Raw genomic sequence first — 21911 nt, 5'->3', positions numbered from 1 at the left:
TTCTAGACTACCGCCATGCTCACAGAAAAAGCCATTGCCGACAGCCCCAACGGCGGCGACGCCGATCGCAAGGCGGCGCAGATCGAAGCGATCGAAACGGTGATCGTCGATCTGCCGCTGCGCCGCATCCAGCAGTTCGCCCGCCTGGGCGCCAAGCATCAGAGCAGCGTGCTCATCCGTCTCCATACGAAGGGCGGCATCGTCGGGATCGGTGAGTCCATCACGCCCTGCGGTCCCTGGTGGAGCGGCGACAGCGTCGAAGCCATTCAAGCCACGATCAACCACTACCTGGCGCCTCTCGTCGTCGGCGAACCGGCGCTCGATGCGTCGCGCATCATGGCGAAGCTCCATGGCCGCGTGGCCGGCAATGCCTTCGCCAAGGCCGGCATCGAGATGGCACTGCTGGACGCGGTCGGCAAGATCGTCGATGCCCCGATCCACGTCTTGCTGGGAGGACGCTTTCGCGACCGGCTCAGCGTCGCATGGCCGCTCGCCACGGGCGACGTGAACCAGGAGGTCGACGAGGCGTTCCGCATGCTGGAGGCAGGCAAGGCCGGGGCCTTCAAACTGAAGATGGGCGCGCTGCCGCTGGCGCAAGACCTGCGGCGTGCATTGGCGATCGCGAAGGAACTCGAGGGCAAGGCGAGCCTGCGCGTCGATCCCAACGAAGCGTGGGACGAGCCGACCACGATGCGGGCACTGGCGCCCCTGGAGGCGGCCGGCGTGGAAATCATCGAGCAGCCCGTCGCCCGCTGGAATCTCGATGCGATGGCCCGCATCCACCGGCAAGCGCGAAGCATGCTGCTGATCGACGAGGGTGTGCAATCCCTGCACGACGCGAGCGAGGTCGTGAAGCGGGCCGCGGCCGGTCTGGTATCGCTGAAGATCATGAAGACCGGCGGGATGCGCCCTGCACGCGCGATGGCCGACATCGCCAATGCCGGAGGCATGCACGTGTACATGGGCACCTTTCTGGAGACCTCGATAGGCACGGCCGCCAACATGCAACTGGCTGCATCGATCGAGTCGCTGCCCTACGGGGGCGAAGTCATCGGGCCCTTGCTGATCGAGGAGGACCTGTGCGAAGTCCCCGCGGTCTACAAGGAACATGCCCTGTGGCTCCCCGAAGGCCCGGGCCTCGGAATCCGACTCGACGAGAACCAGGTGCGGCGCTTCGCGCGTGCTTCGTCCCAGCGCATCGATCGTCACAGCGCCTGACGCGCCACATCCACCCGATTCATCTTTTTTGAAGAGAAAGCACCATGACAAATCCCCGCGTCCATGAGATCGCCACCGCCATGCTCGATGCCGTGCGCAAGGTCCTGGTCCAGCAAGAAGTGACCGAAGCAGAGTATCGAGCGGGGGTGATGTACATGATGCAGGTCGCCGAGGCCAAGGAAATGGGCCTGCTCTGCGATGTCTTCCTCAACAGCACGATCGTCGAGATCAAGGCCGCCGCCACGCGCGGATCGGCGCCCGCCATCCAGGGGCCGTACTTCAAGGAGGAAGCGCCCTTCGTCGACGGCAAGCTCAAGACCTACGACAGCGACGACCACAAGCCGCTGCTTCTGCATGGAAGCGTGAAGGACGAAGCCGGGCGCGTCGTGACCGATGCGGTCATCGACATCTGGCACTCGACGCCGGACGGCCGCTACAGCGGATTCGGCGGCTACCACGGCGACATGCCGGTCGACTACTACCGGGGCAAGGTCCGCACGGACGCGCAAGGCCGGTGGCGCGTGCAGACCACGTTGCCGGCGCCCTATCAGATCCCGAACAAGGGGCCGACCGGCGCCCTGCTCACCATGATGGGAAGCCACACCTGGCGCCCTGCGCACGTTCACTTCAAGGTCCGCAAGGACGGCTTCGAGGCACTGACGACGCAGTACTACTTCGAAGGCGGCGAGTGGGTCGACAGCGACTGCTGCAACGGCGTCAAGCCCGAACTCGTGATGCCGGCAGCCATGGAGCAAGGCATGCAGGCGATGGCACTGGACTTCGTCATCGAGAAGTCCCGCGCCTGAGACGGCGAAGGCCAGCCACCCATGTGCCACGACACCGCCCCCGCGTTGTTCCCGCGGACCGCATCCACGGGGAGCATCGACGGTGCAATCTGCGCCTTGTGCTACGCCGGCGCGACAAGGGGACCGCGCCTTCTCGTGCTGCCGGACATCTATGGCTGCAATGCCTTCTACCGTGGCTATGCCGCGTACCTGGCAGAGCAAGGCGCCGGCGAGGTGCTCCTGGTCGATCCCTTTGCGGCGTTCGGCGAATTGGCCACAGTGACGCGGGAAGCGGCCTTCCAGCGACGTCACCGACTGGCGGATCGTGCCTACGTCGAGGAATTGATCGACTTCATTGACGGCCAGCGCATCGAGGGCGTGGTCGGCTTCTGTCTCGGTGGCCTCTTCGTGTTCGAACTGGCGCGACAGCAGGTCGTGTCGCGGCTCGTCGCTTATTACCCGTTTCCGCAGGGGCTCGAGAACCGCGACCCGCTGGACGTTCCGTTCGACTATCTGCCGGCGCTTCGTTCGCGGCATACGGTCATCGTGGGAGACGACGATGCGCTGCTGGGTACACAGAACCTGCAGCGGTTGCAAGCACAAGCCCGCGCCAACGATGCGATCGACCTGCACATCATGAACGGTGCCGGCCACGGCTTCCTGGCAGATCTCGAATCGCCGGACACGGCGCGCGCGGCCGTGGCGAAGCGCGGACTGCGCATCGGTACGACGACCTTGTTGGGGGGCTGAAGTGACCGGCGATCTGAATGAATTCGTTGCGCACTTCTGGCCGGTCAGGGTCGTCTTCGGCGCTGGATCGACCGAACGGATCCCCGCGGAGGTCAAGCGCCTGGGTGCACGACGCGCACTGGTGCTCTGCACGCCGGACCAGCGCGATCTGGCGCAGCGGGTGCTCGGCGATCTCGGCGACCTGGGCGCGGGCTTCCATGACGGCGCCGTCATGCACGTGCCCGAGGCGTCGGTCACGCGCGCCGCGCAAGCGGCCCGGGACGCCGACGCGGACCTGCTCGTGGCGGTCGGCGGCGGCTCGACCATCGGACTGGCCAAGGCGCTCGCGCTTCATCACGGAATGCGCTTCGTCGCCTTGCCGACGACCTATGCGGGTTCGGAGATGACGCCCATCTGGGGCTTGACCGCCGATGGCGCGAAGCGCACGGGCCGGGATCCTCGCGTGCTGCCCAGCACCGTCCTCTACGACCCGCATCACCTGACCTCCTTGCCGCCGGAGGTCACCGGCCCGAGCGGCATGAACGCGATCGCGCACGCCGTGGAGTCGATGTACGCCCCGGACCGCAACCCGATCACCATGCTGCTGGCCGAAGAAAGCATTCGCGCGATGGCGCAGGGACTGCCCGTCGCCGTCGACTCGCCCGGCGATCTCGATGCGCGCACGCGCACGCTCTATGCCGCCTGGCTCGCGGGAACGGTACTGGGCATGGTCTCGATGGGCCTGCACCACAAGCTCTGCCATGTGCTCGGGGGGCGATTCAACCTGCCGCATGCGCCGATGCACGCCGTGTTGTTGCCTCACGTGGCGGCCTTCAACGAGGTGGCTGCGCCCGCGGAACTCGGACGCGTCGCGGCCGCACTCGGCGCGCCGGGGCCCGGCGGCGCCGGCGCGGCCTTGCATGCATTGCTGCGATTCACTTGCACGGAAAGATCGCTGGCGGCCATCGGCATGCCGGCGCAAGGCATCTACGACGCCGCGGAACACGCGCTCGCCGATGCCTATGCGAATCCACGCCAGGCGAGCCGCGAAGACATCGCTCGCCTGCTGCGAGCCGCTTTCACCGGAGAAATGCCGGCGTGAACCGGACATCCCATGGACCTCTCGCGTCGACGATGCGAGCGACCCGACCTATCGATAAGGAGACTTCATGAACGAAAAAGCCAACACCGTCGAAACCGACGTTCTCGTCGTCGGCACCGGTCCCGCCGGGGGATCGCCCTGGCTCGAGGCCGCGAGCCATGCCGCGGAGTCGCTCGGCATCGGCCTGGACGTGCACATCATCGGCCCCGGCCAGGAACTCGAGGACCTGTACGGCGATTTCGCCCGTGTTCGCGAGATCGAGGAGAGCGGCGCATTGCTCGTGCGCCCCGACAACATCATCTGCTGGCGAGCGATGCAGTGGGAAAAGAGCGCGAGCGACCCGCTTCGCGCGGCGCTCGCACGGGCGCTCTGCGCGCACTGACTCCAGAAAAACCCGATCGGCAAGCGTGGCCAGGCGGCGGCACGCCGGCACGTGCACGCCCGCAAAACGCCGATCACCATCGCCCGAAGGAGACATATGAACACCACCATCGACATCACCGACGTCATCGAGAAGCAGTCGCCGAACCGCACGGTCGGCACGCTGCTCGTCCTGTCGTTCCTGATCATGCTGTGCGACGGCTACGATCTGCAGGCGATCGCGTTCGCGTCGCCCACGATCATTGCCAGCTGGGGCATCGAGAAAGCGTCCTTCGGCTTCATCTTCAGCGCCGGACTGCTGGGCGTGATGCTCGGCGGCTTCCTGTTCGGGTATCTGGCGGACCGGATCGGCCGTCGTCCCGCGCTTCTGCTCGGCACTTTCATCTTCAGCGCGTTCACGCTGGCTGCGGTGCTGGCGACCAACGTCACCGAGCTGGCCGCACTCCGCTTCTTTGCGGGACTGGGCATCGGCGGCATCACCCCGATATGCTTCGCGCTCAACGTCGAGTACGTGCCCAAGCGCTTCCACGCCAGCGTCGTCGGCGTCGTGATGATCGGCTACGTCATCGGGATCAGCGTCGGTGGTCTCTTCGCGGCCTGGCTCGTGCCTGTCTTCGGCTGGCAGGTCCTGTTCTACATCGGTGGATTGGCGCCGCTGGTGCTGCTGCCGATTCTGGCCATCGCGCTGCCGGAGTCCATCAAGTACCTGGTGCTTGCGGGCCGAGGCGGCGACACGATCGCGCGGATCGTCAATGCCATCGACCCTTCCGCGCAGGCGAACGCCCAGACCCGGTTCGTTCTCGAGGCCGAAGAAGCCCGAGCCAAGGTGGGCGGGTGGAAAGAGTCGGTGAAAGCGCTCTTTCGCGGCCGCCTGTCCAGGATCACGCCGGTCCTCTGGCTTGCGTTTATCGCCAACTCCGTCACGGTCTTTTTCCTGGCGAGTTGGATACCGGTCCTCACGGTCGGAACCGGCAGGCCCGCCACCCTGGCCGCGATCGGCCTGACGCTCTTCTCGGCGGGCGGCGCATTCGGCGGCCTGTTCGCCAGCCGGCTCATCGACAGGTTCGGGGTCGGTGCGATGGGCGCGGTTCCGCTGGTCGCGGCGGTCTTCGTCGTCGCGGTCGGATCGATGGCGTTCTCCGACACGGGTTTTCTGTCGATGCTCTTCATCGTCGGCTTCTTCGTACTCGGCGGCCATGTCGGCCTGATGGGGTCCATGGGCCTGTTCTACGCCAATGCCAATCGGGCCAACGGCGTGGGCTGGGCGATATCCATCGGCAAGCTCGGATCGATCATCGGCCCGGCCATCGCCGGCATCCTGATCGCGGCCAACGCCTCGATCGGCACGCTCTTCATGGCTGCCGCCGCGCCGCTGCTGATTGCCGGTGCCGGTGTCGTTCTGCTCGGCCGGCTTCAGAAGGCTTCGGACCTCGCGCACGCGACCACCGCAGGGCATGTTGCCGATCCCCTTGTCAGTTAGAGACTGTTTCAAAAAGACGGCTCAGCGCGCCTGAAGATGTTCCAGCAGACGAGAGAGCAGCCGAGTTTTAGGAACGCTTCGTGAATGTCGGCTCGACGTTCGAAGCGAATGCGAAGACGACGAAAGTTGTGAAGCCACGCGTGAGTACGTTCGACAACCCAGCGGAATTTGCCCAAGCCACTGCCGTGTTCTGTCCGGCGCTTGGCGAGCACCGGTTTGATGCCGCGCTCGCGAAGCCGCTGACGATGCGGCTCGGAGTCGTAGCCACGGTCTGCGTAGATGACTTTGGGCTTTTGAAGCGGGCGACCGCGCACGCCGCGAATTGGCGGGATCGCGTCGACGAGCGGCAGCAGTTGGGTGACGTCGTTGCGGTTCGCCCCGGTCAGGATTGCGCTGATGGGGACGCCATTTGCGTCGACGAGGATGTGATGCTTGGAACCTGGTCGCGAGCGATCCGTGGGGTTCGGACCAGTTTTTCGCCCGCCCCAACGGCTCGCACAGACGATGAATCGACGGCTGCTCGGGAGAAGTCGAGTTCGCCGGCCTCGCGTAACTTCGCCAGCAGTAGCTCGTGCAATCGCTTCCAAACGCCGGCCTTCTGCCAATCGCGCAAGCGCCTCCAGCAGGTCGGCCCCGACCCGAATCCCAACTTGGTCGACAGGTCGCACCAGCGTATGCCAGTCTTGAACACGAACAGGATGCCGTTCAGTGCAGCCCGGTTCGAAACCGGGAGCCGCCCTGGATATTTCTTGCGTCGCGGTTTCGGCGGCGGCAGCAAAGGTTCGATCAGTGCCCACAGTTCATCATCAATGATCGGCGCGCTCATCCCCTCGGTTCCAGTTGTTCAGATGGCCAAGGTTAACAGCTTGCCGAAAAGGTTAACAGCCCCCCGGGGCTCTTTTTGAAACGGTCTCTAAAACTCGGCTGCTCTCTCGTCTGCTGGAACATCTTCAGGCGCGCTGAGCCGTCTTTTTGAAACAGTCTCTTAGTAAGGGAGGCAACGACCTGTAACGCTGAGTCAACTATGGGGCCCCTACGGTCTGTGCGGAACACGCAGCTGACCGGAACTGAGAGCTTCTGTGGCTCAAGCTCAAGGAATGTCACGCCTGGCCATCGAACATGTGCGACGGAAGCTGGCACCAATGTAGCGCCTATTCCGGCGGCAGTCAGTGCAAGGGCTGTAGTGACATCTTCGACCTCGGCTGCGATTTTTGGCTCCACTCCTTCCGTTCTAAATATGGAAACTACCTTGTCGGCGAAACTTGGTCGGTCGCCGCGTGGATAAAGAATGAGGGGCACATCGAGTAGGTCTACAACTGCACGGGCACGGGAAACGCGTGTGTCCCACGGATCGGCAGCGGCGACGTGAAGCGTCTCCGTCCCAATGTTCCAACTCGACACGCCTTCGGTCACCGGATAGAAGCGCCCGAATCCGATGTCCACCACCCCTGAAAGAAGAGACTCGAGCTGAGCTTCCTTGGTCATGTGAGACACGGCGACGGTGGCGTCGGGATACGTTGCGAGGAACGTTCTGACGAACGCCGGAACCGTCTCAAAGACAGGAGTCCCAAAGTAGACGAGCTTCAGCTCACCCGATTCGCCTCTAGCGGCAGCTTGCGATCGCCGCGAAGACCGCTGCACAAGCGCGAGCAACTGACGCGCGTCATCAAGAAACACCTTTCCGGCGGCGGTGAGTTCGACGCCCCGTGCCGTCCGCTCGAAAAGCTTTGCCCCAATATCGCGTTCCAAGGCCTGGATCTGACGAGTAAGCGGTGGCTGCGATATGTGCATCCTCTGTGCCGCTGTTCCGAAACCTCCCGCCTCCGCGACCGCGACGAAGTATTTCAACTGTCTTATTTCCATGTTCCGTCCCGTTGCGCTGCCTGTTACAAGGCGATTGTGAGCAAGCACCTGCGGTCTCGCAACTAGGGAAAGACATACCGAAACCGTATGGTCTAGGCGGAGAAAAGGTATTGGACGGTATGGGATTGCCGTCTCTATTATGACTGTGCGGGGCAATTGTCGCCCACGTGTTCATGTTTTCATGACGGAGGCAAAGTGAACAAAAGAGTCAAGGATGTTGTCGATGCGATCGTCGCGGCGGTACAGCGGGTGCTCGACCAGAAGGAGGTTACTGAGGCGGAATACCGAACTGCGGTTCATTACCTCATGCAAGTAGCCGAACAGCGTGAAACCGCTCTTCTTTGCGATGTTTTTTTCAATAGCACCGTGGCTGCGACGAAGGCTCGTATTAGCGAAGGTTCAACGCCTGCTATCGAGGGACCCTACTATCGCGACGACGCCCCTCTGGTCGATGACCGGCTCAAGACTTACGACACGGACGACCACAAGCCTTTGCTTATCCAGGGAACGGTCAAAGCGGTCGACGGGAGCGTTGTCGAGGACGTGACGATTGATGTCTGGCATTCGACGCCCGATGGGAAGTACAGCGGTTTCCATGACGACATCCCGACTGATTTTTATCGAGGGAAGCTCAGGGTGGGCACCGATGGCAGCTTCCGCGTGCGCACAACGATGCCGGTGCCGTATCAGATCCCGGATCAGGGTCCCACGGGCGCATTGCTCGAAACCATGGGTGGTCACTCGTGGCGTCCCGCTCATGTACATTTCAAGGTGAAGGCGCCGGGATATGAAACGTTGACCACGCAGTACTACTTCGAAGGTGGAGATTGGATCACGGACGACTGTTGCAACGGCGTCCAGTCTAGTCTGATTACTCCCGATATTGTGGAAGAGGGTGTCCGCCTGATGAACATCAACTTCGTTATCGAGCCCGCGCGTGCGCAGGCGGGGGCAAACCCGTGAAGATTGACGCGATTGAAGCAGTGATCGTGGATGTGCCGACCAAGCGGCCGATCCAGATGTCGATCACTACCGTGCACCAGCAGAGCTACGTTATCGTCCGGGTGTATTCGGAGGGGCTCGTTGGTGTCGGCGAGGGTGGAAGCGTTGGTGGTCCCGTCTGGAGCGCAGAGTGTGCGGAGACGATCAAGATCATCGTGGAACGGTATCTCGCGCCCCACCTCCTCGGAACTGATGCGTTCAACGTTTCAGGTGCACTGCAAACCATGGCGCGTGCCGTCACCGGAAACGCCTCTGCAAAGGCTGCGGTCGAGATGGCGTTACTGGATCTCAAAGCTCGAGCGTTAGGCGTATCGATCGCCGAGTTACTTGGCGGGCCGTTGCGCAGTGCGATTCCGATTGCCTGGACATTGGCGAGCGGAGATACGAAACGCGATCTCGATTCTGCCGTCGAGATGATTGAAAGACGACGACACAATCGCTTCAAAGTCAAGCTTGGCTTCCGGTCGCCCCAAGACGATCTCATCCATATGGAGGCTTTGTCAAATAGTCTCGGATCGAAGGCCTACCTTCGCGTTGACGTGAATCAGGCTTGGGACGAGCAAGTGGCGTCCGTCTACATTCCTGAACTGGAGGCGCTTGGCGTGGAACTCATCGAACAGCCGGTCGGCCGCGAAAATACGCAAGCGTTGAGGCGGCTCTCCGACAACAACCGCGTGGCCATCATGGCCGATGAGAGCCTGAGTACGTTGGCCTCGGCATTCGATCTCGCGCGCGACCGAAGTGTGGATGTCTTTTCGCTGAAGCTTTGCAACATGGGAGGGGTCTCGGCGACGCAAAAGATAGCAGCGGTCGCGGAAGCAAGCGGGATTGCATCGTATGGCGGAACAATGCTTGACTCGACGATCGGCACATCGGTTGCACTTCAGCTCTATTCTACGGTTCCATCGCTTCCGTTCGGTTGCGAACTGATCGGTCCCTTCGTGTTGGCAGACACGCTGAGCCACGAGCCACTCGAGATCCGGGATTACGAACTGCAGGTTCCCACTGGCGTAGGTCACGGCATGACGCTTGACGAGGACAAGGTGCGCCAATACGCACGCGTCAGCTAGGCAAAACGCGCAGCGCAGGCCGCGGCTGTGGATCGCCTCGAATGCAACTGCGCATGTGTAACTGGAGACTAAATATGTTATCAGACGGCGTTGAGATCACGTCGCGCTCGGGTGGTCGCTTTGGTGCCTACCTCGGAAAGCCGACGACGGACTCCGCACCCATCGTCGTGATCGCGCAGGAGATTTTCGGGATCACGCCTTTCATAAGAGAAACCGTGGAATGGCTCGTTGGTGCGGGCTTTGGTTGCGTGTGTCCGGATCTGTACTGGAGACAGGCGCCGAATATCGAGCTTGATGCAAACGTACCATCGGAACGGGAACAGGCGCTTGCGTTGTTTCGCGACTTTGACATGGAGGCAGGAGTCAATGACCTTTCATGCGCCATTGAATACGCTCGTGCGCTCCCTTTCTCGAACGGTCGTGTCGCTGTAGTCGGGTACTGCCTGGGAGGTGCGCTGGCGTTTGATGTGGCGGCGCGATCATTGGCCGATTGCTCAATCGGCTATTACGGCGTGGGACTTGAAAAAAAGGTCTCACTGGTGCCAGCTATTACACGACCGGCGATGTTCCACATGGGTACCAAAGATCACTATGTCACAGAAGAGGCCCGTAGCATTCTCGAAGAGCATTTCGGTCGAAACAAAAATCTGAGTCTGCACTGGTATCCAGTGGGGCATTCATTTGCACGGTCATCCAGCCCAAATTTCGATCAGGCGGCGACAACTGTGGCCAATGCTCGGACGCTCGAACTGCTTGCAATGTTGAAGGACCCTTCATGAAGAAGTTCACGCTTGACTACCTGAGCCCGAGGGTCGTCTTCGGGGCGGGCACTGCTTCTGCATTGCCAGATGAAATAGGACGCCTTGGCGCACGCCGGCCCTTGGTATTAAGCAGCCCGGAACAACGCGAGTTAGCGAAGGATATCGTCCGTCCGATAGGTGACAGGGTAGCTGGATATTTCGATGGCGCGACGATGCATGTTCCCGTCGACGTCATCCAGAAAGCCGAGCGGGCTTTTAACGATACTGACGCCGACTCAATCATCGCGATCGGGGGAGGATCGACCACCGGACTCGCAAAAATCCTTTCGATGAACCTTGACGTCCCAAGTCTGGTTATACCAACGACCTATGCCGGTAGTGAAATGACTACCATTTGGGGTGTCACGGAAGGCGGAATGAAGAGGACCGGCCGCGACCCCAAGGTGCTACCGAAGACCGTGATTTATGATCCATTGCTCACGGTCGATTTGCCGCTTGCTATCTCGGTGACGAGCGCCTTGAATGCGATCGCTCACGCCGCAGAAGGTCTGTACTCGGCCGACCTCAATCCCGTTCTCGAGACCATGTGTAAGCAGGGCATATGCGCCTTGTTCGATGCAATCCCGCGCCTGGTGGCAAAGCCGACTGACGCCGAAGCGCGTACGGATGCCCTTTTTGGGGCATGGATGTGTGGCACTGCACTGTGCCACTTGGGCATGGGGCTACATCACAAACTCTGCCACACGCTTGGGGGAACCCTTAATCTTCCCCACGCGGAGACACATGCAATCGTACTACCACACGCACTGGCATACAATCTGCCGTACGCCGCGCCAGCTGAGCGACTGCTTCAGGAAGTCGCCGGCAGTAGTGACGTCCCGAGCGCGCTATATGATCTCGCCAGAAATGCTGGAGCACCACTCAGTCTCGCCGAAATCGGTATGCGGCCTGAAGATATTCCGAGGGTACGCGACCTCGCGCTAAGGGACCAATATCCGAATCCGCGTCCGCTGGAATCGGACGCATTGGAAACATTGTTAGTCAATGCGTTTCGTGGGCGAAGACCGGATTTCAAATAATGTGACCTGCACTCCGCGTTTAGTACGGTAGCGGTGAAGAGCCCGTTCCAAAGTCGACATCGGGTCTTCAAGCTAAAGCGAAGCACATGAATTTGCATCCACTGTTCCTTGTGGAGCATCGCCAGCCTTCGCGCGAAAAAGGCCGACTGTACTGGAGGTGGCTCGGATTTTCTTTGCGCGAAGTGGCTCATTTTTACTTTGCGCGCAACAAAGGCTCTTCAGCCTTACTATTCATCGCGCGTTAAAGACGGTGAAGTTTAAAAAATCGACTTGGCCGAACGCGAGATGAACAATCCCTGTTTCTTCTCACAAAGAGAGAGACATAACAATTGACGGAGGAAGACATGGCATTGACGATCGAAACCGACGTGCTGGTCGTTGGCACCGGGCCGGCGGGCGCTTCGGCGGGGGCACTGCTTGCGCGATACGGTGTCAGGACGATGCTCATTAACAAGTACAACTGGACGGCTCCGACGCCGCGTGCCCACATCACCAACCAACGCACAATGGAGATCCTGCGTGATCTCGGTCTCGAAGCTGAAGCCCGCCTCTACGCCGCGCCGAATGACCTAATGGGCGAGAACACCATCTGCGCCTCGTTGGCCGGCGAGGAGTTCGGTCGGATTCGCACCTGGGGGACGGATGTTCGCCGGCGCGCCGATTACGACGAATGTTCGCCGACCTCCATGTGCGACCTGCCACAGAACTATCTCGAGCCGATTCTCGTCAAGTCGGCCGCACTCGACGGCTGCAAGGTGCGCTTCGACACAGAGTATCTTGGACACGAACAGGATGCTGACGGCGTGTCGTCGCGCTTGCGCGATCGTCTGAATGGCGAAGAGTTTACCGTCCGGTCGAAATATCTGATCGGCGCCGACGGCGCCAACAGCCGCGTCGTGTCAGACCTGGACCTGCCGCTCGAAGGTACCATGGGCAAGTCCGGTTCCATCAACTTGCTGTTCGAGGCTGATCTCGACCGCTACGTCGCGCATCGTCCATCGGTCCTTTACTGGGTCATCCAGCCCGGCTCCGATATCGGCGGTCTCGGCATCGGCGTGGTGCGCATGGTCCGGCCGTGGAACAAATGGCTGGCGATCTGGGGGTACGACGTCGAGCAGGGCCCGCCGGAGATCTCGGAATCCTTCGCCCGCCGCATCGTCCACAATCTGATCGGCGATGACAGCGTGCCGCTGAAAATTGAGGGCATCTCGACCTGGACGGTCAACGACATGTACGCGACCCGGTTGCAGCAAGGACGGGTCTTCTGCGCCGGCGACGCGGTCCACCGGCATCCGCCGACCAACGGACTCGGCTCAAACACCTCCATCCAGGACAGCTTCAATCTCGCCTGGAAGATCGCCATGGTGCTGAACGGCACGGCCGACGAGAGCCTGCTGGACACCTACACGATCGAGCGGGCGCCGATCGCGAAGCAGGTGGTCTGCAGGGCGAACAAGTCGCTTGAGGATTTCCCGCCGATCGCGATGGCTCTGGGGTTGCCGCAGGCCAAGAGCGCCGACGAGATGAAGAGCAACATGGCTCGCCGCAAGGAACCTGGGCCCGAGGCGCAAGCGCAGCGCACGCGGTTACGCGAGGCCATCGCCGGGACCAATTACGTTTACAACGCCCACGGCGTCGAAATGAATCAGCGTTACGACAGTCCCGCGATCGTGGCAGACAATTCGCCGGACGAAGTCTTCCGCGACGTCGAGCTCTATCACCAGGCGTCGACGCGGCCTGGAGCGCCCATGCCGCATGTCTGGGTCTATGCGAGTGGTGATGGACACCGTATCTCAACAAAGGATCTCTGCGGGAAGGGCAACTTCACTCTCTTTACCGGGATTGGCGGCGCAGCCTGGCAGGATGCCGCGGCGGCCGTGAGCCGGCAACTCGGGGTGGCAGTGACGGTGCGCATCATTGGGCCTGGCCAGGCCTACGAGGATCATTACGGCGACTTCGCGAGAATTTCCGAGATCATCGACACCGGCGCCATCCTGGTGCGGCCGGATTTCCACGTCGCCTATCGGGCGACGTCCTTGCCGGCCGATGCGGCAGGCGACCTCGTGTCCGCCATGAGGCGGATCCTCGGACGCCAGTCAGAGAGGTCGAGCGCGCTGCGCGTTACGTCTCGAGCTATATAAGGAGTGGCGTCGCGATCTATTCGAGGTGAGACGGAAGCGCTCACCTCGGGTTGCGGGAGGGGAAGCGTGATCTTGCGCAGCGTGAGATGGCGTGTGGCGACGCGGGAAGGTTGTCGCGCGATTAAGGCAAGGCGGTGCGCAACGACGTGACGTGTTTTCTGGACCGGACGTAACTGCAGATCATCTAATTTGGGAAGTTCGTACCGGTGTCGACCGCCTTGCTGATGATGCTATTAAGCACGTGAGCAGACGACGGGCCGGTGCAGCCAACGTTGAAAAAAGAGCGCTTGATTGCAATGTCGACGACACGATCTACATTACTGTCATTTGAATGACCGCTTGCTCGTGCGGATTCAACCGGTGGATGCAACAGTTTGCTGAAATCGTTCGGCGGGCGTTCCGTGGTTCAGGGTTTTCCTCGGTCGCCCATCCAGCCGCCTCGCCACGGTATTGAGTAGCCAATTGGTACACCGAAATGTAGGTGCCGTTGGGGATGTCTCGATAGCCCGTTCGCATTTTCATTCGACCCGCGCTGCCAAGGATGCTGGGGGTTCAGTAACTGCAGGCTGAACTGCGCCAGGTGAACCAAACGCTGATCGTCAAGCAAAATGAAATAACCCAGTTGAACAGAGAAAGCGCGCGGCTCGTCGCCGAAGCCGGCGTCGCGACAAGGCATCTACGCGAGCTGCAAGCGCACAGCAAGTAGTTACAGAATACGTTGAACCAGTCGCTCGCCGACCACGCACGCACCAAGGCCGAGCACGATGCGCTGCTAACACCGCGAGGACTGAGGCGACTGAACTGACGCGGCTGCGCGAAGCACGTGAATCGCTGACCGCCGATCTGACGAAGCTCACAGCGCAGTTCGACGAGCAGCAGTTGCTCGGGGACTATCGGATGCGTCTGGGCCTCACGGACGCGGCGGGATGAAAGCGCCAGATTCCGCATCAAAAGGATGGGGATCTACGCCGGAACCCCAGAAAATTCCGTCGTTCCACATTGTGAACATTAATCGGCTTATTCCAGCCGAAGAATGTTGGAGCGACGTCCGGTGAGTGACATGACGGTCTCGGTCACACGGACCATCAGGACCGTTACGCGGGGCCCAGTTCGATTACATTGTGGGACAGGTCGAGACAATCTTCGCAGTCCCGGCAAACCCAGTGCAGCATCGGCCCGACCGGATCTGGATGGTCGCTGAACGTTGTCAGCGCCGCGTCGTACTGAGCATCGGACGTGCTCGAGCGCAGTATCCGCTCGAGATTAGACTCGATGCTGTCCAGGCTGCATTCACCGATGCCGGACTTGAACACCGTCACACCGCCTGACGGGTTGACCGCGAAGAAGAAAAACGCCTTCGTGTCGACCATGTGCGACAGGATTGTCCTGGCGATGAAGTTGCTCGGATTGATCAGCGCATTGAAGATGCGGTAGCCGTAAAACTCTAAGCCGAAGTGTACGACCTCGAAGTCGTCGGTGCCGCGTATCGAGTGGCCAAAGTTGAAACCGCTGCGTGTTACGTCGTTCGGAATGTCATCCACCGGCCGCAGTGCCAGGCAAGCATAGTGCGTCTGGCCCTCGGCCACGAGTCCCATCGCAAAGCAGGGCGCGCGCTCGGCCAGCAAGGCCTCGACAAAATTCCGGTTCATGCGGAGCGTTGGCAGCATCGGGCATCCTTCATCGTGAATCAAATCAACATTTGCCGACCTGGCTGTGCGGTGCGTCGACGTCGAACATCAAAGGCTATACATCGTCGAGCTCGAACAGCGCGCGATCGGCGGGCCGCGACAGATAATCGTCCATCATCGCGCGGAAATCGGCTTCATCCCACTCGCCGCGATCGACACGCCGCAGCAACGCCTCGCCGGCCAGCATGATCTTTCGCTCGCGATCCGCGCGCGTTTGCTTGACCTGCTGGCGCTGCGCCTTAGCTGCCGCTTTGCGGGCTGTTTTCAGCTCCTGCAGCTTTTCGTCTGTCGCATCGAGACGACGTTTCAGCATGTTCATTCTGGCGTCCTGTTCGAAGAAGCGGTTTGCGCGGGAAACCGGCGCGCCGGCGTGCGCCGGTTCGTTACATTCGCGCCGTACTGTCGCGCCCAGGTGCGTACCGAGGGAGCGATATCGACTAACGTCGGCGGCATGTTCGGCAACACATCCATCGTCCAGCCACCCAGCCGCTTTGGCGCAATATACGCCGGTCGCCAGCTGCCGTCGGCCAGGATATCGATCACGAACAGCGACGTGCCGACGCTCAGTCGCCAGGTGTTGACCACGGCTGGGGGTAAAGGATTACCTGGTTGTGGCATCGTATTCCACCGTAACAGGAATAAGGGATTCCAAGCCAGAACCGCCGAAAATTCGATCACTCCAATTCGAGCCCTGCAATGAGCGCGTCCAGGTCGATTTTGTTGTCGCTTTGAAAAGTGTAGTGCCCGTTCAAAAGGATATGCCGCCAGGCTGCCGGTGATATCTGCGTAAGCCGCGCCAGCGCCTTGGCGTTGCCACTGGCCTCCCATTTCGTCAGTAGATGCGACAGAATCGCCGAGTTGTAAAAAATGATGACGTTGGCGATCAGCCGGGCGCACTGGTTGCTGATCTCGATTTCGATGTCGGTGCGGCCGGTCAATTCCTTCTTGCCGCCGACCTGGGCGATGGTCGAACGAAGCTGATGGTAAGACTCGAGGCGGTTTTGGGAGCGATGCACGTTTCGCTCGAGCTGCGGGTCGCGCAGGTAACGCAACGTGTAGATGGTACGAATGAGCTTATCGAACTCAAAAATCGCGCGACGTGTCGGGTTTTCCTGCGAGTACGTACATAGTTTGCGGATCAGCGAGCCCTGCGTGATCTCTTTGAGGCCCAGCGTGGCGACGATCTGATCGATATTTGTCTTCTCACTGGTGATGAGCTGCCGATCGATTTGTCCGATCGGCTGAATCAGGCATTTCTCGTACAGCGCCGGGTCGTCGATACAATACAATTCCTGCAACTGGTCATCGAGGTTTGTGAAGCGAGGCTCGAAGCGCAACCCGAACCAATACAGGATAGCGAAGTTGGCTTTGTTGATGCTGTGCATGTCGCCGGTGATCGCAGTCGGCACTATATCCGACGTGTTGCGATACCAGATGTCGAACACGTGATGCGCCTCGTACTCGTGCGCGCCGATTAGGTAGCCGTTCAACGGGACATGATTGCACAGCAGCGTGTAGGCGACGACGCCTTTGCCTCGTCCGAAGTATTTGCGCGAGTAACGCGCCTTCACGGTCGGTCGCTCGACGCCGAATTTCTGCCCATCGACGGCGCTGTACAGCGCATCGAGATCGAACGAGTAGTACGGGAAGATCGGCAGCGCGGCGATGGCGTTGCTGATGCAGTCGTTGGCCGCATGCAGCGTCGCCTGACGCAGATACTGCTGGTAGGTGCTATCCAGAACGTGGTACGGAATGTCGCTGGTGCGCGCCATGACATGGTTGCCATGGTTCATTGCCTGAGCGATGATAACCGCCATCAGGCTATCGGCGTCCGCTACCTTCTTCGCGTAGCGCGGCTGCAATGGCGTCAGCGCCGACAGGAACTGGCACTGGCCGTTGACGAAGCGGAACACGTCGGCAACATCGCAGAATGGCAGTTGCTCGTAGAATGCCTGCTCACGCACCTTCTGGTTCTCGGTTTTCGGTTTGCGCCAAATCAGCTTCTGCGTATCCTTGTCGTATTCCAGGTGCGTAAGCTTGCCCTGTTTCAGCTCTCGGTTGAAGGCCAGCCATTGTGCATGCAACTCGGCCGCTAACGCATCGAGTTGGGCATCGATTGGCTGCTGCAGGAACGGGATCTCCATCTGCGCCAGCGCGTCGGCCTTCTCGTTCATCGAAACAAGCTCGTCGGAGAAGTGACGATGTTGCAGACTGTCGTCGAGATAGATCTCTCCCGACTGGAAGCGCTTCCGGATCTGGCGGTACAACCAGAATTCGTAGCGATCGGCGTGCAAACCGGTCGGCTGACCATCAGCGCCGAAGATCAGCAGGTACGGTCGCAGGCGCTTCGGCAGCGTGGCCGCGGGACATTCGGCGAGCGGTCGTTGTGACAGGCGCTGCTGTTTGGCGAAGGCCCCCTTGACCCAAGCCAGCGCCGCGAGCCACGGGTTGTCTGGGGAGGTGCCGACGAAGTCGAGCTCGACGTACAAGGGGCGCAGGTGACGGCGAATACGTTTGGCTAGGCCGTCCACCGCCAACCAGTGTAGTGCCAGTTGACTCAGCGGCTTGACCGTCATGCGTTGCGCCGTGTTTTGTAGCACATCTTTGGCCATGATTTTATAGGCGCGCTGACGCACCTCGCCGAACGGCGTCGGATCGGCTACGCTGTCGTCCACATAGAGCGACAACAGGCGGCCGATCTGCGGCGTTTCCCGATGGCGTTTTACTTGCTCGGCGATGAGTGACTGTTTCGCGCCCGCGCTGCTTTCTTCCTCGAGCTGCTTCATGTGGAAGGCCATCGCATCGACCAGGTTGTCGGTGAGCTGTCGGAAGCGCACCCAGGCGTAACACAGCAGGTAGAGCTGCGCCTGATCCGCCTTCAGGTTGCGCAGGTCGTGGACGGTATAGAAGTTCGCCAGGCTTGCGTAGTACAGCACGTTCTGCTGCGAGATATCCAGCCGGGGCAGCAGCGTCCTGGCGATTTCGTGCAACGGCTGCAGCGTGCCGCGCTTTTCGCGTTCGCGGACCATCTGACGCCAGCCGAAATTCTTGGCATCCTGTTTCAGCGCCGCCAGTTTCGACAGAGTATCATCGCGCACCAGAAGTTGGTCTAGCGCGGTTTGGGTCAATTCGTCCAATACGCCGGTGAGCAGGTCGCCCAGCCGCCGACGTTCGACGGACAGGGCTTCGCTGACTAGCTCTTGCAAGGTCGTGTAGCCGGGCCGGATCATCTTGTGCTCATTGAGCCACACGATGAGCTCGGCGGCGACGAATCCCGGTGTCACGTCGCGACGTACGATCTGCGCGGCCTGCTGCATGAGTTGCGGCAGGAAGGCGGCCACCCACGGTCGATAGCCGTACAGTTCAGCGATCTGTTCGCGCTGGGCGTAGTACTCGTGCCGGGTGATCGGCTTGCGTTCGAACGGCTCGCCGTGGAAATAGCGGCTCAACACGAAATCGTAATCGTCCTCAACCTCGTCCCAATCGAAGCGGAAGAAGGCGTGCTTGGACTTGAAGTAGCCAATCTGCAAGATGCAATAGACCTGCGCGGGTATGGAGGGCCGGCTACTGGCGAGCGCCAGTTCGGATTCGGTCAATGCCAGGTATTCCAGCCGCTGCGCATCGTCGAAATCAGGCAGGCCATACAGGGCTTCCTGTTCGGCGTCGGAAAAGACGCTGAGCAGCTTATTCTTGTTGATCATCGACCATCCTCTCCACGCAACGTCAGATCCTTCAATTTTGTGATATCACGACATGGGGTACGACAGAAATATTGAACTCCCGCATTCTACAGAGATAAGCTTTATTATCTCTGTGGCATTGTTTCCATATTAAACTCGATGACATGAAAACGCGCCCCACGAGCCCGTCCGCCGCCGACATCCCGACCGACTTTCCTGATGCTGATGCACTGGCAGCGCTGCGTGCCTGGTACGAGGGCGCATCCTCGCGTGAGGCGGCACACCGGTACATGCAAGATCGGCTCAGCCACAGCCAGTCAGCCCGCGGCGTCATCGGCCAGATCCGCCGGCAACTGGCACTTTATGCCCGTAACCGACAGCGGGCAGATCTGGCCACGCTGTTCGAATGCCCGGCCCAAAAGCGTATGCATCATGCGCGCGCCACCACGCAGGCTGTCGAGCTACTGCGCATCATGCCTGCGCCAGCTCCGCAGATCGGCGACGACATTGCGCACTGGCTGCCGAATCGCGCTGCCCGCACCCTGCACGCGGCCGGCATCCGGACCCTGGCCGATCTCACGGTACGGATTCCGCGTCGCCGGCAGTGGTGGACCGTCATTCCGGGTCTCGGGCCGGCCAGTGCAAGAAGGATCGAGGCCTTCTTTGCCGCGTACCCGGCGCTCACGGAGCGGGCCCGCGCACTGATCATCGCGGATCGGCAGTCAGTCGTGACGCCTTGGGAGCAACTACGGCTACCGCACGAGATCGACGGATCCGCCGGCGCCTTCCGCGCACCGGTGTCGGCCTGCATCCTCGGCGTCGACAACGATTACGACGCTATCCAGGCATGGCTCGCGTTGCACGAATCCCCGGCCACGCAGCGGGCCTACCGCAAGGAAGCCGAACGGCTGATTCTCTGGGGCATCGTTGCTCGCGGCAAGGCGCTGTCTTCGCTGACCACCCGGGATGCCACCGACTACAGGGCGTTTCTGCGCAGACCTACACCGCGAGAACGCTGGGTCGGGCCACCGCGGCCGCGCACATCAACGGACTGGCGCCCGTTTGTCGACAACCTCTCGGCCCGTTCGATTGCGCATGCGCTTGCCGTGCTCAGCGCCATGTTCCGCTGGCTGGTCGAGCAGCGCTACGTCGTGGCCAACCCATTCTCCGGCATCAAGGTACGCGGCAGCAAGCGCGCCATGGCTCTTGAAACCTCGCACGCTTTCACCGAAGGAGAATGGATGCTGACGCGCACCATCGCCAACGGGCTCGAGTGGTCGTACGGCTGGCAGGCGCCCGCTGCGCAACGGTTGCGGTTCATGCTGGATTTCGGCTACGCAACGGGACTGCGGATCAGCGAACTGGCTGACGCCACACTGCGCAGCATCGAAGTCGACGCAGCCGGTGATCACTGGCTGCACGTGGTCGGCAAGGGCGGCAAGCCAGCCCGCGTTACCCTGACACCCCTAGCGCGCACAGCGCTGGACCGATATCTGCAGGAGCGGGGGCTTCCTGTCAGCCGTGCTCACTGGAATCCGACCACGTCCCTGATTGGCAGCCTTGACGACGCCGATGCCGGCATCAAGCCCTTGCGGCTGTGGGAAGTCATGCGCCGGTTTTTTCGGCTCGTCGCGCAGATTATCAAGAACGACCATCCGGTGCTGGCTGAAAAGCTGCATCGGGCCTCTCCGCACTGGATGCGGCACACCCATGCGACCCACGCGATCGCCAGAGGGGTTGAGCTGAGCGCCGTACGAGATAACCTGCGTCACGCGTCGATTTCGACCACGTCGATTTACTTGCATACCGACGATGTAAAGCGGGCACGGCAGTTCGGGCAGGCATTTACCGACTGAGTTACTCGCTCGGCACGTCAGGCAACAAACCGATTGACGTTCACAATGTGGAATGACGGAATTTTCTGGGGTTCCGGCGTAGAACCCCATAACAATCGCAACATTATCGGGCGCTGCCTCGAGTCGCTACAGACTCATGGAAAATGCCTCCTGCGGGAAATTATCGTTGTTGACAACGCGAGTACGGATGGCGGTGCAGACTTTATCACTGAGAACTTCCCGGACGTCCGGGTAGTAGTTAACCCCGTCAACGGCTGTGCCTCCGGGAGAAATCTCGGTGCAAGTCTGGCGACAGGTAGGTATCTGGCGTTCTTCGATTCAGATCAGTGGTTTACCAGCTCGTCGTTCTTGGTCGAGGCACTGCAGATCCTCTCTCGAGACGCAAGCGTTGGCGTCGTAGGATGGGCGGCTGGGTGGTTCGATCGCACGCGTACCGATCTGGGCGGCATGATTGCCGACTATTGCCAAAATCGCGCGATGAACCAAGAGGCGTTGCTCAATGGCTATCGCGCCGACATCGGCTATCTGGGCACTGGCGGGTTTTTTGTTCCGAGATCTGTTTTCAATGCAACTGGTGGATTCGACGATTTTTACGATCCGACCTGTTTCGAAGACACCGACATGAGCTTCCAGATCAAAAGGCTCGGATTGAAGGTCTGCTATAGAGACCTGACAGGTATCCGGCATCAGCCGCATCAGACTACCAACGCCAACTCACAGGGTCGGAGCTACACCAAACTCTTTCTCAGAAACGGCGAGTATTTCAAGAAGAAGTGGGAGGCTCATCCCGAGTTCTTCCTTGACTATCCTGGGCACTAATGTGACGTCCTGTGAGCCCAGCGCACGTTTCTTGCGAAAGACGATGCACCAACGGGACGCCGCCTCAAGGTTGGGCGCCGCCTTCGTGAGCAGCATGACGGTTGTGGGTCTGAGCGAGTTGGGTCAATCCGGCTCAACTCGCGTAGAACGTACCTCTCACCGCTCGGCTGGGAGTACATCGACCTGACTGGCGACTAAATGTGTCGCAAAAAGCCACTGTCTGCAGGAAGGGAGATTCCGGCCGTTGCGGCCGCTTC

General features: G+C 60.7%; 18 protein-coding genes and 2 pseudogenes. 13 read left to right on the top strand and 7 right to left on the bottom strand.

Translation table 11 applies throughout. The features are described from left to right. Positions 1–15 precede the first annotated feature (15 nt). From ACIGJC_RS31820 to ACIGJC_RS31795, 6 genes are all read left to right on the top strand, one after another. Positions 16–1218: a muconate cycloisomerase family protein gene (locus ACIGJC_RS31820; RefSeq protein ID WP_011178394.1), complete on the top strand. Its 1203-nt coding sequence runs from the start codon at positions 16–18 to the stop codon at positions 1216–1218. Between the two features lie 44 nt (positions 1219–1262). Further along, positions 1263–2024 (top strand): chlorocatechol 1,2-dioxygenase, encoded by a 762-nt coding sequence (locus ACIGJC_RS31815; protein ID WP_011178393.1) that lies wholly within the window; start codon positions 1263–1265, stop codon positions 2022–2024. Positions 2025–2045: 21 nt separating this feature from the next. Next, positions 2046–2753, top strand: coding sequence for a dienelactone hydrolase family protein (locus tag ACIGJC_RS31810; protein ID WP_011178392.1), 708 nt, complete (start codon positions 2046–2048; stop codon positions 2751–2753). Position 2754: 1 nt separating this feature from the next. Next, the gene (locus ACIGJC_RS31805; protein WP_011178391.1) at positions 2755–3834 is read left to right on the top strand and encodes a maleylacetate reductase; all 1080 of its coding nucleotides are present in this window, start codon (positions 2755–2757) and stop codon (positions 3832–3834) included. Positions 3835–3901: 67 nt separating this feature from the next. Then, a complete protein-coding gene (locus ACIGJC_RS31800; RefSeq protein ID WP_483674388.1) occupies positions 3902–4216 on the top strand; it encodes an aromatic-ring hydroxylase C-terminal domain-containing protein in 315 nt (104 codons plus the stop codon). A gap of 96 nt (positions 4217–4312) precedes the next feature. Then, positions 4313–5695, top strand: coding sequence for an MFS transporter (locus ACIGJC_RS31795; RefSeq protein WP_011178389.1), 1383 nt, complete (start codon positions 4313–4315; stop codon positions 5693–5695). A gap of 8 nt (positions 5696–5703) precedes the next feature. Here the strand turns inward: ACIGJC_RS31795 and ACIGJC_RS31790 are convergent. Together ACIGJC_RS31790 and ACIGJC_RS31785 are read right to left on the bottom strand one after the other, a co-directional pair. Then, a protein-coding gene (locus ACIGJC_RS31790) for an IS5-like element ISJp4 family transposase (protein WP_086004422.1) occupies positions 5704–6521 on the bottom strand; the annotation gives its coding sequence in 2 pieces (ribosomal slippage) (positions 5704–6173 and positions 6173–6521; 819 coding nt in all). Between the two features lie 236 nt (positions 6522–6757). Next, positions 6758–7558: pseudogene (locus tag ACIGJC_RS31785) on the bottom strand (LysR family transcriptional regulator); the annotation flags it as partial. A 195-nt stretch (positions 7559–7753) separates the two neighbouring features. Here ACIGJC_RS31785 and ACIGJC_RS31780 point away from each other — a divergent pair. The 5 genes from ACIGJC_RS31780 (at position 7754) to tfdB (ending at position 13611) form a co-directional block, all read left to right on the top strand. Further along, on the top strand, positions 7754–8521 hold the full coding sequence (locus ACIGJC_RS31780; protein ID WP_011178386.1) for a chlorocatechol 1,2-dioxygenase: 768 nt from the start codon (positions 7754–7756) through the stop codon (positions 8519–8521). Beyond that, complete coding sequence (tfdD, locus tag ACIGJC_RS31775; protein WP_011178385.1) at positions 8518–9630, top strand: chloromuconate cycloisomerase; 1113 nt, start codon at positions 8518–8520, stop codon at positions 9628–9630. The genes ACIGJC_RS31780 and tfdD overlap by 4 nt, the downstream gene beginning before the upstream one ends. 41 nt (positions 9631–9671) lie before the next feature. Further along, complete coding sequence (locus ACIGJC_RS31770; RefSeq protein WP_223995859.1) at positions 9672–10409, top strand: dienelactone hydrolase family protein; 738 nt, start codon at positions 9672–9674, stop codon at positions 10407–10409. Further along, complete coding sequence (locus ACIGJC_RS31765) at positions 10406–11470, top strand: maleylacetate reductase (RefSeq protein ID WP_011178383.1); 1065 nt, start codon at positions 10406–10408, stop codon at positions 11468–11470. The genes ACIGJC_RS31770 and ACIGJC_RS31765 overlap by 4 nt, the downstream gene beginning before the upstream one ends. A 344-nt stretch (positions 11471–11814) precedes the next feature. Then, positions 11815–13611, top strand: a complete 1797-nt coding sequence (gene tfdB / locus ACIGJC_RS31760; protein ID WP_011178382.1) for a 2,4-dichlorophenol 6-monooxygenase — start codon at positions 11815–11817, stop codon at positions 13609–13611. Between the two features lie 353 nt (positions 13612–13964). Here tfdB and ACIGJC_RS31755 read toward each other — a convergent pair. From ACIGJC_RS31755 to ACIGJC_RS31735, 5 genes and pseudogenes are all read right to left on the bottom strand, one after another. Further along, positions 13965–14164, bottom strand: a pseudogene (locus ACIGJC_RS31755) (IS30 family transposase); the annotation flags it as partial. Positions 14165–14705: 541 nt separating this feature from the next. After that, positions 14706–15278 (bottom strand): hypothetical protein, encoded by a 573-nt coding sequence (locus ACIGJC_RS31750; protein ID WP_007180433.1) that lies wholly within the window; start codon positions 15276–15278, stop codon positions 14706–14708. Between the two features lie 76 nt (positions 15279–15354). Beyond that, entirely contained in the window at positions 15355–15618 is a 264-nt protein-coding gene (locus ACIGJC_RS31745) for a hypothetical protein (RefSeq protein ID WP_007180432.1), read from the bottom strand. Then, a complete protein-coding gene (locus ACIGJC_RS31740; RefSeq protein ID WP_156903410.1) occupies positions 15615–15977 on the bottom strand; it encodes a hypothetical protein in 363 nt (120 codons plus the stop codon). The genes ACIGJC_RS31745 and ACIGJC_RS31740 overlap by 4 nt, the downstream gene beginning before the upstream one ends. Then, entirely contained in the window at positions 15974–19000 is a 3027-nt protein-coding gene (locus tag ACIGJC_RS31735) for a Tn3 family transposase (protein ID WP_007181927.1), read from the bottom strand. Before ACIGJC_RS31735 ends, ACIGJC_RS31740 begins: the two co-directional genes overlap by 4 nt. Positions 19001–19143: 143 nt before the next feature. On the opposite strand from ACIGJC_RS31735, the gene ACIGJC_RS31730 reads away from it, so the two are divergent. Together ACIGJC_RS31730 and ACIGJC_RS31725 are read left to right on the top strand one after the other, a co-directional pair. Continuing rightward, positions 19144–20835 carry a site-specific integrase gene (locus ACIGJC_RS31730; protein WP_007180429.1) on the top strand — a complete coding sequence of 564 codons (1692 nt, stop codon included), beginning with the start codon at positions 19144–19146 and terminating at the stop codon, positions 20833–20835. A 33-nt stretch (positions 20836–20868) separates the two neighbouring features. Continuing rightward, positions 20869–21654 (top strand): glycosyltransferase family 2 protein, encoded by a 786-nt coding sequence (locus ACIGJC_RS31725; RefSeq protein WP_483674383.1) that lies wholly within the window; start codon positions 20869–20871, stop codon positions 21652–21654. The last annotated feature ends 257 nt before the right edge of the window (positions 21655–21911 follow it).

Source organism: Cupriavidus sp. C3SS-1, assembly GCF_057073755.1.
Note: the sequence above shows the minus strand (reverse complement) of the source record. Positions and strands in the feature narration are given on the sequence as shown.